Source organism: Mucilaginibacter ginsenosidivorans, assembly GCF_007971025.1.
GTDB classification, from domain to species: domain Bacteria; phylum Bacteroidota; class Bacteroidia; order Sphingobacteriales; family Sphingobacteriaceae; genus Mucilaginibacter; species Mucilaginibacter ginsenosidivorans.
Genome location: NZ_CP042436.1, coordinates 4,346,698 through 4,362,773, shown reverse-complemented (window position 1 = coordinate 4,362,773; position 16,076 = coordinate 4,346,698). Strand labels below are relative to the sequence as shown.

Annotated in this window: 7 protein-coding genes; all 7 read right to left on the bottom strand. The window is 44.8% G+C overall.

The window, feature by feature from the left end:
• Positions 1–117 precede the first annotated feature (117 nt).
• On the bottom strand, positions 118–1,527 hold the full coding sequence (locus FRZ54_RS19900; protein WP_228462551.1) for an efflux transporter outer membrane subunit: 1,410 nt from the start codon (positions 1,525–1,527) through the stop codon (positions 118–120).
• A gap of 10 nt (positions 1,528–1,537) precedes the next feature.
• Positions 1,538–4,714: an efflux RND transporter permease subunit gene (locus tag FRZ54_RS19895; protein ID WP_147033562.1), complete on the bottom strand. Its 3,177-nt coding sequence runs from the start codon at positions 4,712–4,714 to the stop codon at positions 1,538–1,540.
• A gap of 70 nt (positions 4,715–4,784) precedes the next feature.
• Positions 4,785–5,963, bottom strand: a complete 1,179-nt coding sequence (locus tag FRZ54_RS19890) for an efflux RND transporter periplasmic adaptor subunit (protein WP_147033561.1) — start codon at positions 5,961–5,963, stop codon at positions 4,785–4,787.
• A gap of 82 nt (positions 5,964–6,045) precedes the next feature.
• On the bottom strand, positions 6,046–6,645 hold the full coding sequence (locus tag FRZ54_RS19885) for a TetR/AcrR family transcriptional regulator (protein ID WP_147033560.1): 600 nt from the start codon (positions 6,643–6,645) through the stop codon (positions 6,046–6,048).
• A gap of 194 nt (positions 6,646–6,839) precedes the next feature.
• On the bottom strand, positions 6,840–9,239 hold the full coding sequence (locus FRZ54_RS19880) for a glycoside hydrolase family 31 protein (protein ID WP_147033559.1): 2,400 nt from the start codon (positions 9,237–9,239) through the stop codon (positions 6,840–6,842).
• Positions 9,240–9,260: 21 nt separating this feature from the next.
• Entirely contained in the window at positions 9,261–11,432 is a 2,172-nt protein-coding gene (locus FRZ54_RS19875; RefSeq protein WP_147033558.1) for a glycoside hydrolase family 3 C-terminal domain-containing protein, read from the bottom strand.
• Positions 11,433–11,608: 176 nt separating this feature from the next.
• Positions 11,609–15,784 (bottom strand): hybrid sensor histidine kinase/response regulator transcription factor, encoded by a 4,176-nt coding sequence (locus tag FRZ54_RS19870; RefSeq protein WP_147033557.1) that lies wholly within the window; start codon positions 15,782–15,784, stop codon positions 11,609–11,611.
• Positions 15,785–16,076: the final 292 nt, after the last annotated feature.

The following is a 16,076-nucleotide window of genomic DNA, read 5'->3' as shown; positions in this document are numbered from 1 at the left end:
AAATACTTGCGTATAAATTAAATCAAAATTCTGGTCTTGCTGCCTGTCAACAGCGCTTTAAAAAAGAAAAAGCGGCGGGATAGATCCGCGCCGCTTTTCGTAATTGTTGTCGTTCATTTATTTCCAGCCACCACCCAGGGCACGGTATAATTCTACCACCGCACCCATTTGCTGCCGCTTTATTGACGCCAGGTTCAGTTCTGCCTGCAATGCATTGCTTTGGGCCGTTATCACCTCCAGATAATTCGCCAGGTCGCTTTTGAAAAGTAATTGCGAGTTTCTGACGGCTTTATGCAATGTTGTTACCTGCTGGCCGGCAATATCCATTTGCTGCTCAAGTTTTTCGTTTTGTACCAGTGCGTTACTCACTTCCCCGGTTGCATTTAGCACCGATTGCCTGAACTGTAGCACCGCTTGCTCACGCTGCACCTTAGCAACCTCGTATTGAGTTTTCAATTCCCGATGATTGAATATCGGTTGCAGTACCGAACCTGTCACCGTGCCAAATAGTGATGCCGGAAGATTAAACCATGTGCTGGCCCTCAAACTTTCCATCCCCCCTGCGGCGGTGATCGTTAGCGAAGGATATAAATTACCCTGTTTTGCGCCCACATTCGCGTTAGCTGCTACCAATGCCATCTCATTTGACCTTACATCCGGCCTGCGGCTTAAAATAGCGGCAGGAAGCCCGGTGGGTAATTGCTTTGGTATCTGCACCTCATCCAGGTTTGTTGAATGCACAACCGCTCCGGGCAATTGCCCGGTTAAAATTTGCAAAGCGTTTTGCTGAATAGCTATATTTTGCTCCAATTGAGGAATTAGCAACGCCGTACTTTGACGCTGGGCCTCGGCTTGTTGTACGGCCAGCAGGTTAGTTTCACCGGCATTTTTCAGCAAGGTGGTTTGATTAACTGTTGTATCAGCAAGCTTCAGATTTTGCCTTGCTATGTCCAGCTGTTTTTCCAGCATCAGCAGGTTATAATAATCCTGCGCTATATCGGCAACCAATTTGGTTTGCACGGCCTTGGTACCTTCATAGGTTTGCAGGTATTGGGCCAGCACCACTTCCTTTTGCCTGCGTATTTTGCCCCAGGTATCTATCTCCCACGACAAACCTAAATTGGCATTATAATCTTCGAAATGGTTACTGCCGCTGATATCAGTTGTCAGGCCGTTGATACCATTTTTTGAAAAACGGTTATACTGCCCGCTAACCTGTAAGTTTAATTCAGGGGTCAGCAGCAATTTAGCCTGTTTTACCTGCTGATCGGCAATGTCTATTCGTTTAAGCGCGATTTGCAGATCGTAGTTATACTTTATGCCACGATCTATCAAACCCTGCAATGCCGTGTCTGTAAAAAACTTGCGCCATTCCATGTCGGCTATGCTGCTGGTATCTGCAAAAGCAACAGAATTAAATTGCTTAGGCAGGTCCACCTCGGGCCGCTGGTAATTTTTTCCAACCTTACAGGCGCTGAACAGCACGGTGAGTAAGGCAGAATATATGATGATCCTATACTTATTCATAATAATATTATTAAGCATTTAACAGTTCCGGCTCAGCTTCCTCAACCGAATCAGATTCTTCTATTTTTTTTGTGCTGATGCGCTCATGCAGGTACTGGAACACAACAAAGAGCACCGGTATAACAAACACACCCAATATTACCCCGGTAAGCATTCCGCCTACGGCGCCTGTACCTATCGAGCGGTTACCGAGGGCGGATGCACCTGTTGCCCTCATCAGCGGGATAAGACCTACTATAAACGCAAAGGATGTCATCAGGATAGGACGGAGCCTTAGCCTCGAAGCTTCCAGTGCTGCTGCCGCCAGGTTCATCCCGGCGCGCCGGCGCTGCACAGCATACTCTACAATCAGGATGGCATTCTTCGCCAGCAACCCGATAAGCATGATCTGGGACACCTGTACATAAATGTTGTTGTCTATACCCATCATGTTGATAAAAAGCATCAGCCCAAATACACCAAGCGGGATGGTCAGGATAACGGCAAATGGGAGAATGTAGCTTTCATATTGTGCTGCCAAAAGGAAGTATACGAATATCAGGCTCATCGCAAATACCAATAGTATTTGTGACCCGGATTTGATCTCTTCGCGTGTCTGGCCGGTCCATTCATAACTATATCCGCGGGGCAGCGATTCTTTGGCTGTTTCTTCAATAGCTTTGATAGCATCCCCTGTGCTGTACCCTGGTTTTGGCACGCCGTTGATGGTAACCGCGTTAAACAAATTGTTCCTGGTAACTGTTTCAGGCCCGTAAACCCTTTTGAGCTTAACTATACCATTAGCCGGAACCATTTGCCCCTGGTTGTTTTTCACGTAGATATTGTTCAGCGATTGCGGATTGGCGCGGTATTTCACATCGGCCTGGGCCATTACCCGGTAGTATTTACCAAAGCGGTTGAAATCGGTTACGAAGCTGCTGCCATAATACACCTGCATAGTTTGTAGCAGATCGGCGACTGACACACCCAGTTGCTTGGCTTTTTCATTATCCACTTCAATTTCGTACTGGGGATTGCCTGCAGCAAAAGTGGTAAAAGCGTAAGCGATTTCTTTCTTTTGCATCAAAGCGCCTATAAATGCATGCGTAGTCGAATCCAGCTTACCCATCGTGCCATTGGTACGGTCCTGCAGCATAACTTCAAACCCGTTTACGTTACCAAAACCCTGCACCGTAGGGAACGTAAAGAAGAAAGCGCTTGCGCCCTTCACCTGCGAAGCCACCTTTTGGGTCATCATCGCGGTTATCTGGTTGAGGTCCTGCACCGGACCGCGTTCACCCTGGGGTTTCATGCGGATAAACCCAGCCCCATATGGCGACGCGTTTGCGTTTGATATAAAGTTCAAACCTTCAACTGTATAATGATTTTTTGTGATAGGGTCGTTCTTCACAATTTCATTTATCTCCTGCATAGCCTTGTGCGTCCTTTCCAGTGAGCTACCCGGAGGTGTGTTCACAGCATACAGCAGGAAGCCCTGGTCTTCGGTAGGGATGAAGCCCGTAGGCGTCTTTTTGATCATAACAAAAGTAACCGCCGAGATCAGGGCCAAACCGGATATGGCCACCCACTTACGCTTGATCAAAAATTGAAGCGATCTTACATACCTGTTGGTAACTGCGGTAAACCCAGCATTGAATGCCGCAAAAAAGCGTGCGCCAAATCCTTTTTTTGTTCCGTGGCCGTCAGCGCTATGTGTATTTTTCAGAAACAAAGCGCTTAAGGCAGGGCTGAGCGTTAAGGCGTTAACAGCCGATATCAAAATAGCGATAGCCAGGGTAAACGCGAACTGTCGGTAAAATACGCCTGCAGGGCCCTGCATAAATCCAACAGGTACAAACACTGCTGCCATTACCAGGGTAATGGAAATGATCGCCCCGGATATCTCACTCATGGATTCGATAGTTGCCTTCCTGGCGGATAGGGTAGTGCTTTCCATTTTGGCATGCACCGCCTCGACAACGACTATCGCGTCATCCACCACAATACCAATAGCCAGTACCAATGCAAACAACGTGAGTAAGTTGATACTAAAGCCAAACAATTGCATGAAAAAGAAGGTGCCTATAATAGCCACCGGTACAGCAATTGCCGGAATTAAAGTAGAACGGAAATCCTGCAGGAAAACGAACACCACGATGAATACCAGCACAAATGCCTCCACCAAAGTATGCTTTACCTGGTCGATAGATGCATCCAGAAATTCTTTGGAATTATACATAATTACCGGCTCGATACCTTTGGGCAATGTTTTAGAGAACTCCGTTAACTGATGTTGCGCCTCGGTCAAAATATCGTTAGCGTTGGAGCCGGCTGTTTGGAATATGGCCACACCAGAAGTTGGAAAACCATTCAGCTGGCTGTTGGATGAGTACGTGAAAGAACCAAATTCAACACGTGCTACATCTTTCAGCCTGACCACCGAACCATCGCTGTTCGACCTGATGATAACATTCTCAAAATCCTTGCTCTTGTTCAGTTTGCCTTTGTATTTCAATACATACTCAAAGGCCTCCTTACTGGCTTCACCGAAACGGCCGGGAGCGGCTTCAAGACTTTGATCTTTGATAGCAGCGGTTACATCCTGTGGCGACAGGTTATAGGCAGTAAGCCTGTCAGGCTTCAGCCAAATGCGCATGGAATAATCGTGCGCACCGAAAGGCTGAGCCTGTCCCACGCCGGGAATACGTTGCAACTGGGGGATCAGGTTGATCTTAATATAGTTTTGTAGAAATGTCTCGTTATAGCTGGTGTCTTTACTGGTAAGCGCCACGAACATGATAATACTATTCTGAACCTTTTGGGTTGAAAGGCCCGACTGTACAACTTCCTGCGGCACCTGGCTTATAGCTTTTGAAACACGGCTTTGTACGTTTACGGCGGCTATATCCGGGTTGGTACCCTGTTTAAAATAAACATTCAGGGTCATGGTACCGTCATTGCTCGAGTTCGAGGTCATGTAGGTCATGTTCTCCACACCGTTTACCGCTTCTTCGATAGGTGTAGCCACGGAGCGTGCCACCACTTCGGCATTAGCTCCAGGGTACGACGCCGTTACCTGTACCGTCGGCGGGGCTATATCCGGGAACTGCGTGATAGGCAGCGTGAAAAGTGATATGATGCCCAGCAAAACCAGGAGAATAGATATCACTGTCGAAAGGACTGGCCTTTCTATGAATTTTCGTAACATAGTTTGTGAGTTGCGTAAGCCGGAAATGCTTCCGGTTTACAGTTAAACAAAATGTGAGCGGGCTTTATGCTTACAGCGCCGCTGTTTTGAATAAGCTGTCGGCCGGCATAGTTTTGGGTTTGATGATCACCCCATCATGTAACCGGTCGATGCCCTGGTAAACGATCTTATCGCCTGCCTTTATTCCTCCCGAAACAAGATAGAAGTTGCCACTTGTGCCTGTAACGGTCACTGGCTTACCAACAACCTTGTTGCTATCGGTCAAAGCGTAAACAAATACCTTATCCTGTAATTCAAAAGTTGCTTCCTGCGGTACCAGTAACGAATTGGTCACCGTGTTCGGCAGCCGAATCTTTCCTGTATTACCCGAACGTAATAAGCCGTTCGGATTGGAAAAATTAGCCCTGAAACTTATGGTGCCATCTGTTTTACTGAATTGACCTTCGGCTAATTCAACTTTACCTTTTTCAGGATAGGTGGAGTTGTCTGCAAGCACAAGTTCCACTTCGGGCAGGTGTTTTATCTTTTCCTGCAGTGTCGCGCCTTCAAAACGCGACTTGAAGTTGATAAAATCGCTTTCACTTAGGGTGAAGTATGCATGCATTTCCTTGTTTTCTGATAACACAGTTAATGCATCTGCCTGTGATTTAACAACCAGGCTTCCGGTTTTAAAAGGAATGGTACCGATATACCCATCGGCTGGAGCGGTAATGGTGGTGTAACCAACATTGATCTTAGCTGATTCAACCTGTGCCTTTGCTTGCTCTACATTAGCTTTTGCAGCGTCATAGGCTGCTTTGGCTGATTGTAACTGAACATCTGATATTACATTGTTCTGTACCAGCGGTGCCAGTTTATTCACGTTGATCAATGCATTGGCTAGCGACGCTTTCGCCGAAAGCAAAGTTGCATTTGCATTGTTTAGTTGCTCGGTGTAGGGGCGCGCATCTATTTTGAATAAGGGCTGTCCTTTGTAAACATAGGCGCCTTCGTCAACATAAATGGCTTCAAGGTTGCCATCTACCTGCGGACGGATCTCGATATCGCGTTTACCCTGTAACGAAGCGGTAAATTCGCTATAAACGGTAACGGGTTTGCTGGTTATGCTAACAACAGGTAGTTCTTGCGGTGGTGGCGCAGTATTGCCGGCTGTTGACGAACTGCAACTTGTATGCAGTACGATGGCGGCGACCGCTATAAGCAAAGGCAAATTATGCCTGATCGATCTGATGATTGTGGTGGTTTCCATATGCGTGAGAATTAATGATTACTTAATAAGAATTTAATGTTGTTATTTTTCCTAACGGTGTTAGAATGCTTGAGAAAAAATTTTATTGCAGATTTTTTATATAGCCTGTTATGGCGTCGTCAAGTACAACTTTGGTCAGTTCATCGTCCGCAGGCGATGTTCCGCTTATTTTGATGGACACCAATCCATGCAGCACCGACCAAAGGGTGTGATATTTAAGACAAGCGTTCACATCAGTTCTATTGTTTAATTTCAGTTGTTTTTCGATCGGTTCGATCATGATATCGATAAACCTTTCGTATTCCGCAGTGCATTTATCGCTTTCGCACGATGCCATTCCAATGCCAAACATTAATTGATAAAGTTGTACATTGTTCAGCGCAAACTCCCAATAAGCGTCGGCCATGGCCTTTATTTGATCAGGAGGGTTGGTGTATTGATCCCGGGCGAATTCCAATTTATCTCCCAGTTTTCGAAAACCCTTTTTGCCGAACTCAAGGAGTATAGCTTCTTTATTTTCAAAGTGGTCATAGATCACCGGGACACTATATTCAATAGCTTCTGCTATCTTGCGGATGGATAAAGCCTGCCACCCGTCTTTTTTTACCATGTCCCAGGCGGTGTAGATGATATTATTTTTTACCTCTTCCTTCTGCCTCGCCCTGCGCTCTACAATTCCCATGTCGATTACCTAACGGTGTTAGCAAAAGTAATACGATTTTGATTTATCATCCAAATATTTTTAGGCTTTTGCATCAAAAATAGGTTTTAAATGTAATTGGTATGACAAACAACAGAATTGGATGACAAATTCTCAATAATTCTGACCGAAATTATTAAATTTTGTTAACAAACCCGGTGCCGGACCCTGGGAGATTACAATTTTATGCTTATGGCTTTTCCTGCATAAGTAACCGTTTTGTCGGCCTTTGCTGTTATTCCTTCGTCGCTGCCGTGGCTGCCCTTTACAAGTACGATATTGAATGTCCGCTTTTTAAGCATGCCAGGGAAGTCGCCTTTTGTGTCCGAAATACTTAGCTGACGTGATTGGTCATTCCATATAAACTTAAATGTGGCGTAGCTGCCTTTTTCGTAATTGTAGTTATTGTTCTCGTCCTCGTAAAATTTAAACTCACCATTAGCGCCGGTGTATATCCTTAGCTCCATAACATCGGCGGGTTTCTCGGTAGCATATTGCATGTGCTGACCCATTGGGACGATCGAACCAGCTTTTACATAAAGTGGCATGGTTTCTATAGGTACATCCACCTCGATTTTATGACCTCCGTTATATTTTTTGCCTGTCCAGAAATCATACCACGTAGTTCCGGCAGGCAGATATACCTCACGGGTATGTTTACCCAAGGCCGCGTTCTCGCCGGAATACAATTGCTCTGTAACCGGGTTTACCAGGAATGCAGGCCCAAACATGTATTGATCGGGAATATCATATACATTTTTATCGTTCCTGAAATCAAATGCCAGTGAACGCATTATGGTGTAGTTTTCCTGGGTTACCTTACCCGCAAGTGAATAAATATATGGCAGCAGGCGATAGCGCAGGTTATCATATTTCAACAAAATAGCTTTGGTACTATCGCTCCAGTTTTTTGAGAACAATGCCCTTTCGCCTTTTCCGTGTATCCGGAAAATAGGGCTGAAAGTACCAAATTGGAACCAGCGTGTGAACAACTCCTGGAACTCGGGTTTCGACCAATCAGGAGCTTTCCAGTGATAGTGATAGCCGCCTATGTCTGATGTCCAGTAGGGGATACCTGATGCGCAGGCATTGATGCCTTGTGGCACCTGGCTCTTTAAAGCCTGGTACGAGCAACTGATATCCGACGACCATAAAGTAGCTGCGTTGCGCTGCTCGCCTGCAAATGCCTGCCTGATAAGAAAATAGGCCCGTTTGCCCGGTATATCCCGCCGCCAGCCTTTATATAAACCTTTGGAATGCTCCAGCGAATAGGTATTAAAATAATCGATGCCTTTGCCGACAGAGAAATTGGCTTTGCGGCGTTCATCCAGCAGGGTGCCATTGTCGGGCTCGCATTGGTCCACCCACCAGGCATCCCAGCCGTAACGTTTTACCAGGCTGTCGCGCGCCTGGTCCCAGTACATTTCGCGCGCAGCAGGGTTGTGGGCATCGTAATAAGTATCGAAAGTGTGGGTAACAACGTTATCCCAGGTAATGCTGGTCAGGAAGCCGTTCTTATCCAGAGCATCATAATTGGGCGTTCCTTTACCAAACACCGGCCAGATGGATATCATGCCGTGTATATGCGCTTTATGTAATTCGTCGACCATTGCCTTTGGGTCCGGATAGCGCTCGGGTTTCATCACATGCGAACCGATAGGCAGCGGGTCCCAATAATACCAGTCCTGCACGATAACATCTACCGGGATATGGTTATTACGGTAGTTATCCTTTACAGAAAGTATTTCTTTCTGACTCAAATACCTGTCCTGCGACTGAAAAAGACCGAATGCCCATTTTGGGTACATCGGTGCATTACCGGTTGTGGTGCGGTACAGGTCAATAATATGGTCAAAACTGGGGCCGTAGAAAAAATAATAATCTACCTGTTTCCCGCTTTCCGAAACATACCTGAACTTTGTGTTATCCGCTTCTGTTCCGTAAAAGTTTGACGCAGAATAATTATCCCACATCAGCCCGTATCCTTTAGTCGATAGCAAGACAGGTATGGCGCCGGTCATATACCTGATGGCCATATCCTGGTCGCGGCCCTTATAATTGATCGACAGCGAATCTGTAGGATGGCAGCCTAAACCGAAAAGGGCCTCATCAGCGGGCGAATTAAAAGTTGTGCTGCAACTGTAAGTATCGATGCCCGCCACGGTTTGCTGATGCATCTCTTTATTGTTTTTATCTTCCGACGTTATGATCTTTCCGGCAGCAGTCAGGTAAGTTATCGCATTGGTTTTACGGTCGATCCTGACGATAAGCTTTCCGGTATTAATATCGATACTATTAGACGACTGGGTGACGGTAAATTTTGACGGCATTTTAAATGCATTGTTCACAACCAGCGAATTGAACGCGGGCAGCTTTTCGAATACGGTGTATTTCACTTCAACAATATCCGGTCTGCATATCCTGACCTTCATCAAGCCCTTGTCCAGTGTAAAGCTTACGCCATCCACGTCCTTATGATAGCTTTTGACGGATGCGCTGGTGATATGTGTAAAAAACAGGGCCAATACAATAATTAGCAACTTAGGAGAGTAGTTGGGGAGGTATTTGCTGATCATGAAAATGTATTATTGGTTTAATTAATTTTTTATTTTTACCGTCGTTGTTTCCCTGATATCGGCTGAAGAGCTGCCCGCCATTAACATCACCGGCTCGCTTTCTACCATAAAATCGTTTTTCCTATCGTTCCAGTAAGCGAGATCCCATGCTGCAAATTTCAATTGCACTGTTTGTTTTTTTCCCGGCTCCAGGCTTATTCGTTTAAAGGCCTTTAATTCCTTTAACGGGCGTTCAACTTTCGACCCCATGTGTTTGACGTATAGCTGAACCACCTCATCACCAACCCGCTTTCCTGTATTTTCCACGTCGATGGTAACGAAAAGACTATCTTTCGAACCGCATTTAGAAGGCGCCTGCAAGTTCGAATATTTAAACTTGGTATAGCTTAGCCCAAAACCAAAAGGATATAAAGGCTCATCTTTCATATACATATAGGTGCGGCCATGGCGGATGTCATAATCCATCATCGGCGGTAGCTGGCTGATCGATTTTGGCCAGGTTTGAACCAGTTTGCCACCGGGATCTGCATCGCCAAAAATGACATCGGCAAGTGCATTGCCCAGTTCCTGGCTGCAATGGGTTAAATGCAGAATAGCAGGTATATGTTCTTGTTCCCAGTTAATGGCGTAAGGAAAGCTACTTACCAGCACCATTACTATATGCGGATTAACTGCGTAAAGTTTTTTAACCAGGTCTCCCTGCAAAGAATCGAGTGAAATACTCTGACGGTCAACGGCCTCGCGGCCTTCGGTAGGCCCGTCTACCTTCTTCCACCCTAAATTACCTGAAGGGTTGTTACCTACGCATACAATAACGATATCGGCGGCCTTTGACATGCTTATTGCAACTAAATTATTTGTAGTGTGAACCACTTTAACACCGGTTCCGACCTTGTTTTTTATTCCATCCAGCGGACTCACGCTATAGGGTGGGGTACCACTGTACCAGTCCTGCAATACTTCTGCTGAACGGGGGCCGACCACCGCTATTGTTCCTGGTTTGTTTTTGTCAAGCGGCAAAAGGTTTTGTCCGTTTTTTAGTAATACGATCGATTTCTGAGTGATTAACCGCGCAAAATCCTGGTGGCCCTTGCTTAGCCATGGCTCGGGTCCATCTTTAATTGATGTGTAAGGCACCATCTCCGGCGGGTCCAACTGACCAAGCCTGATCATCACACGGAATACGCCGCGCAGATTTTGGTCGATATCTGTTTCCGTTACCAGTTTTTTATCAAGCGCGCCTTTTACACCGGCCTTGTAATTATCCAGGAATTGGTTAATGCCGGCTTTGATACACCCGGCAGCGGCTTCTTCCGCAGTTGGATAGTAATGATGGGCAGTCATCAAAAGCCGGTAGGCCCCTCCGTCGGTGCATATAATACCATTTTGTCCCCACTGCTCAACTGTAATATTTTTGAGCATAGGGTTTACTGCCTGGGGGATACCATTTACCTTATTATAGGAAGCCATATAAGCTCTTGAACCACCAACTTCTATACCTTTGCGAAAAGTGTACCCATAATATTCGTTAAACAGCCGGTTATCGAATACCGAATTACTGCTGTCGCGGCTGTCTTCGTTGCTGTTGGCCAAAAAGTGTTTCATCAGTGCCGCCGTTTCCCAATACTTCGGATCGTTGCCCTGCAGCCCTTTTATATAGCTTGCAACCATAGTCGCATTAAAAAAAGCGTCCTCTCCATAGCATTCTTCTGTGCGGCCCCATCTCGGGTCGCGGCCTAGGTCGGCATTGGGTGCCCGAACTACCAGGCCGCCTTTTTTATATTTTTCTGATTGGAAAAGATATCTTGCCTCGTTGGCCTCTATAGATGCGGCCTGCTGTAGCAGTTCCGGGCTCCAGGTCTCGGCCATGCCAATGCTTTGCGGGAATATAGTCGTGGGGACGGGCGTTTTGCCGCCCCAGTTGCCGACAACGCCCATTGCAACGCCATGAAGCCCTTCGATATGACGGGTGCCTTTCACGCCAAGCCGTTCGACCGTTGGGTTGGTGCCCAGGCAGTCCACCTTTTCATCAATGGTCATTAATGAAAGTAAATTTGTTATACGCGTTTCAACAGGTAAGCCGAGGTTCTGAAAAGGATATTTATACTGGGAAAAAGCGGCCGATTGGATCAATGCCAATATGACGCAACATACAAGTCTGAAAATAATTCTGAAATCCAGGTTAAACAGCATATCAGGTATTGCCCAAGTAAACCAAAAAGAGCCATTGAATTCACCCAATGACAATATGCTGTAAAACTATTCTAAGCTTTTTTTTTTATCTGCAACAAAAGTTAAAATAAATACAATAAATGTTAAATCTGTAAAAGATAACACGTTTGTTAGGTTGGTATGACCAGATCACAATATTATCTTGCCCCTGCCAGACTGCTTTCCTGGCTGGCCTCATTCCTTTTGAGCTGGTTAACGTAATCGGAAGGAAGCACTCCATATTCCTCGCGGAATACTTTTGCAAAATAGGTAGGGTTGCTGAAGCCTACTTCATAGGCTACGCTCGCAATATTCAGTTTGCTTTTTTGCAATAATTGCATCGCTTTCTTCAACCTTATGGACCTGATAAAATCAACGGGAGTTTTTCCGGTAAGTGTAAGTAGCTTTTTGTATAAAGATACCCGGCTCATGAGCAGAAGCCGGCTCAATTCTTCAACCGAGAAGTTGTAATTGGTAATATTCGCTTCGATAATAGTTACGGCGTTTTTTATGAATTTTTCGTCTTCCGACTCGATCTCCATTTGCTGTACGTTTATTTCGACATGCTTTTGATAGGTCCTTTTCAGCGTTTCCTGCAAATGCAGCAGGTTCTGTATCTTGGAAAGCAATATTTCAAAGTTGAACGGCTTCATCACGTAGTCGTTCGCGCCACTTCCTAAGCCCGACAACTGGTCCTCCTCTTCGCATAAAGCGGTGAGTAGAATTACCGGTATATCCGCTGTTCTGCTATCTGCTTTTATTTTTTCGCATAGTTCTATACCGTTCATTTCGGGCATGTGGATGTCACTCACGATAATGCCGGGGTGTAAAGCCAGTGCTTTCTGCCAACCTTCTTTGCCATTATTGGCTTCAATAATGGTAAACAGGTGTTTCAGATTGTCTTTAAGATAGAAGCGCAGATCGTCATTGTCTTCTATCAATAATACAAGAGGTTTCCGCGCCGGGTCGCCGTTATGTTCTTTAACCTTTTTCGATTCCGGCGCAATTTTTTGGACACCGTCCGTTTCCGACGCCTGGTGTCCGGCGATTACAGGCAAAAGGATTGTAAAGCAACTTCCTTCGCCAACTTCGCTTTCGACAGAGATATCGCCGCCATGCATCTTTACAAATTCACGTGTGATAGATAAACCAATGCCGCTGCCCTGGTTTAGAAGGTTTTGAGGCATATTATCCTGGAAAAACCTTTCAAATATCTTTTCCTGCTTATCGGCATTGATGCCGATACCAGTATCCAGCACTTTTATTTCAAGCAGTTGTTTACCGTCGGCGTCGGTTTCAGCCTTCAGGCTAAGGAACACACATATATGCCCCCCGTTAGGTGTGAATTTAAAAGCATTTGACAGCAGGTTGAATAATACCCGCTCGAGCTTATCGTGGTCGAATGCAGTAAAGAGCGATTCGATTTCGGAGTCGAACGCGAAACGTATATTCTTTTTATCAGCAATATCTGAAAACGAGGCTGATACCTCTCTTGTAAAATTCACAATATCACCTTTAGCGGGACTTAATTTCAGTTCTTTGAACTCCATTTTTCTGAAATCAAGTAATTGGTTAACCAGGTTAAGCAAACGGCGTCCATTTCTTTTGATCATGGTTAGCTGTTGTTGCTGATCGGGTTTGTCGCTCGATTTGATCATCTGGTCGATAGGGGACAGGATAAGCGATAACGGTGTCCTGAATTCGTGGCTCACGTTGGTGAAGAATTTTATCTTCATCAGGTCCAGTTCGTGCATCCGGTGAGCTTCTTCCCGTTCCTTTGCGATCTGACGCTCGGTCTCCAATTGATGTTGCTTTATTTCAAATTCCTTCTTCAATTTTAATATCCCGCGATGCCTGATATAAAGCAAAGCCGCTATAAAAGCAATTGCATACAGCACATAAGCAAGCGGCGACTTCCAGAAAGGCGGTAAAACTTTTATCTTAAGTGCAATTGTACCGGCATTGCCGGCATCATTGGTATTAAATGCCCTTACTTTGAAAACGTAGTCCCCTGCGTCGAGGTTGGTGTAGGTGGCTTTTCTTGATGTTGCCGGGCTGTTTAACCATCCTTTGTCGAATCCCTCGAGTTTGTACTGGTATTGGATCTTGTTCGGATTGAAGAAGTCGGCAGCCGCAAACTCAATGCTGAAAACATTTTGCCTGTAGTTGAAAACTACCGACTGGATTGATGATATGGCCTTTTGAAGAACGACCGAACCTTTAATAGTATCACCAACGGCTACACTTTTGTTAAAAAGCTGGAGATCGGTAAACGCGAGCTTAGGTTTCCGAACCTGGATGCTGACTTTTGATGGATCGAAGAAGTTAAAACCATGCGCCCCTCCAAATATCATTTCACCATTTCGCGTTTTGTAGGCGGCATTTAAATTGAACTCCCTGCCTTGTAACCCGTCGGCTTCATCAAAGTTCTTGATATCAAACTGGTAGTTGTTGTTGTTACCCCTGATGCTGATACAGGCAATGCCGTTGGAACTGCTTAACCACATCCGTCCCTGCTTGTCTTCAATAATGTTCAGGACATTATTTGCAGGAAGGTTTGTATTACCGTCCAGGTTCGTGAATTTGCCTGTTTTAGGATTTAGTACGCTTAAACCGCCTTTTGTTCCTATCCACATTAATCCCCTGCTATCCTGGGTTATTCCATTAATATCATAAGCGATAGGGCTATTGGGATTTTTGGACTGGTGGATATAACGTGTTATCTTGTTGGTTTTGGTATTGATAACATCGATCCCTTCATCTTCGCCAACCCAAACGTTTTGCTGCGCGTCGGGGTAAAGTGCAGCTATGTAGCTGGAACTTAAATTAGGAAAAGGTTTTGTGAATGAGCCGGTTGCCCTGTTATAAACACTTATACCGCCGGCAAATGTGCCAGCCCATATATTGTGTGACCGATCTTCGAACAGGCAATATACCCGATCGTCTGAAATGGTTCCTGCTATCTTATCGTTATGCCTGTGGTGAGTGAATGTTTTACCATCAAAGCATTCAAGCCCGCCAAAATAAGTTCCTATCCAGAGTTTGCCTTCATAGTCTATGCATAAGCTTATCACTATATCATTGCTTAAGCTGTTGGCATTCCCGGGATCATGCGTATATCGTGTGTATTTATTGTTTTTTCTATCGAAATAGATCAAGCCGCCTCCGTTGGTGCCTATCCATAAATTGCCGGCTTTATCTTCTTTAAAGCAGTCCACATCTTCAAAAGGCAGGCTCGCTTTGTCTGCAGGAAAATGCCTGTAAAGTGGGAACTGAAAAATACCCTTGCGGTAATAGCTTATACCTTGCTTGTAGGTGCCAGCCCAAATGATGCCTTCCACGTCCTTATATAATACCACACTATTTCCCCTGAGCGATTTGGGATCATCCTCGCGGGAAGTCAGGTAAACGATATTGAAAGTTTTCGGGTCAACAATGTCGATCCCGCCATGGTCCGTGCCTATCCAAATCTTCTGGTCATCGCCAATGGTAATGGAATTAACAATATTGGAATTCAACTTGTATCCCGGTTCTTCTTTGGCGAAATGTTTGAAAGACCTTAAGCCGGCATCGTACCTGTATACCCCTATCTGGCTACCATTCGCCCATAGCCAAAGATTTTGCTGCTGATCGACAGTTGCAAAAAATGAAAAATTGCTTTTGCCCTCGGTTGTTGCCGGTACGTGTGCAATTTCGATGATACGGTGATTATTAATATCCAGTTTTTCAAGTACACCGTCGCTGTAGATCACCCAGATAATACCATTCCCGCAATCTGCTATATCCATCACCTGGTCGGAGTGAAGGGAAATCTTCGATTTCGCTGAATGATCGTAAAATTCAGTTATACCGCTTTGAGGTTGATAGCAGTACGCGCCCCTGTTGTTTGTAATGAACCAAAAATTTCCCCAGCTGTCTTTTTTAATTAAGCGTAAGTCTGATGTGCCAATCCTGAACCTGTCGAGCTGACTATGTATATTATTGGAGAATTTTTCGGTTTGCGGATCATAAATACTGAAGTAGTTGTGCGTTAGCACCCACATTTTGTTTTCGGGTCCTTCAAATATATTCGAGACGAAATTTTGGGCGATCGAGTTAGTGTCCCTGTTGTCATTTTTAAAAACCCTGAATTTATAACCATCATAGCGGTTGAGGCCCGAAGTCGTGCCAAACCACATAAAGCCTTTTGAGTCCCTGAAAATGCAATTGATCTGGTTATTCGATAGTCCGTTATTAATATCCAGGTGATAGAATTGATAAGGGTTGTCCTGGCCGTACAGCGCATGCTGCATTAGAAAAAAAAACGCCATCAGTAAGAAAGGTCTCACTCTCATTAAAGTTATAATTGGTATGGCCGATTGGCCTTGGATGAATCTAAATTATGAATAAATGTTAGATATACAATAATAATTAACAGGAACCGGAACTTTTTAAAGTGTTAAAAGAGTACCATTTAAAAATGTGTACAAAATATGGTGTAAAATAGTATCAACAAATGTTATAAATAGACCATTAATTGCCATCAATAGAATTTAACCCAATAGTTTTATTTTCGTAAATAATTGATAATCAGTTAAAAAATACCCGTTTAACATTTGTTGTATAAACTTTAACATTTGTGTTACA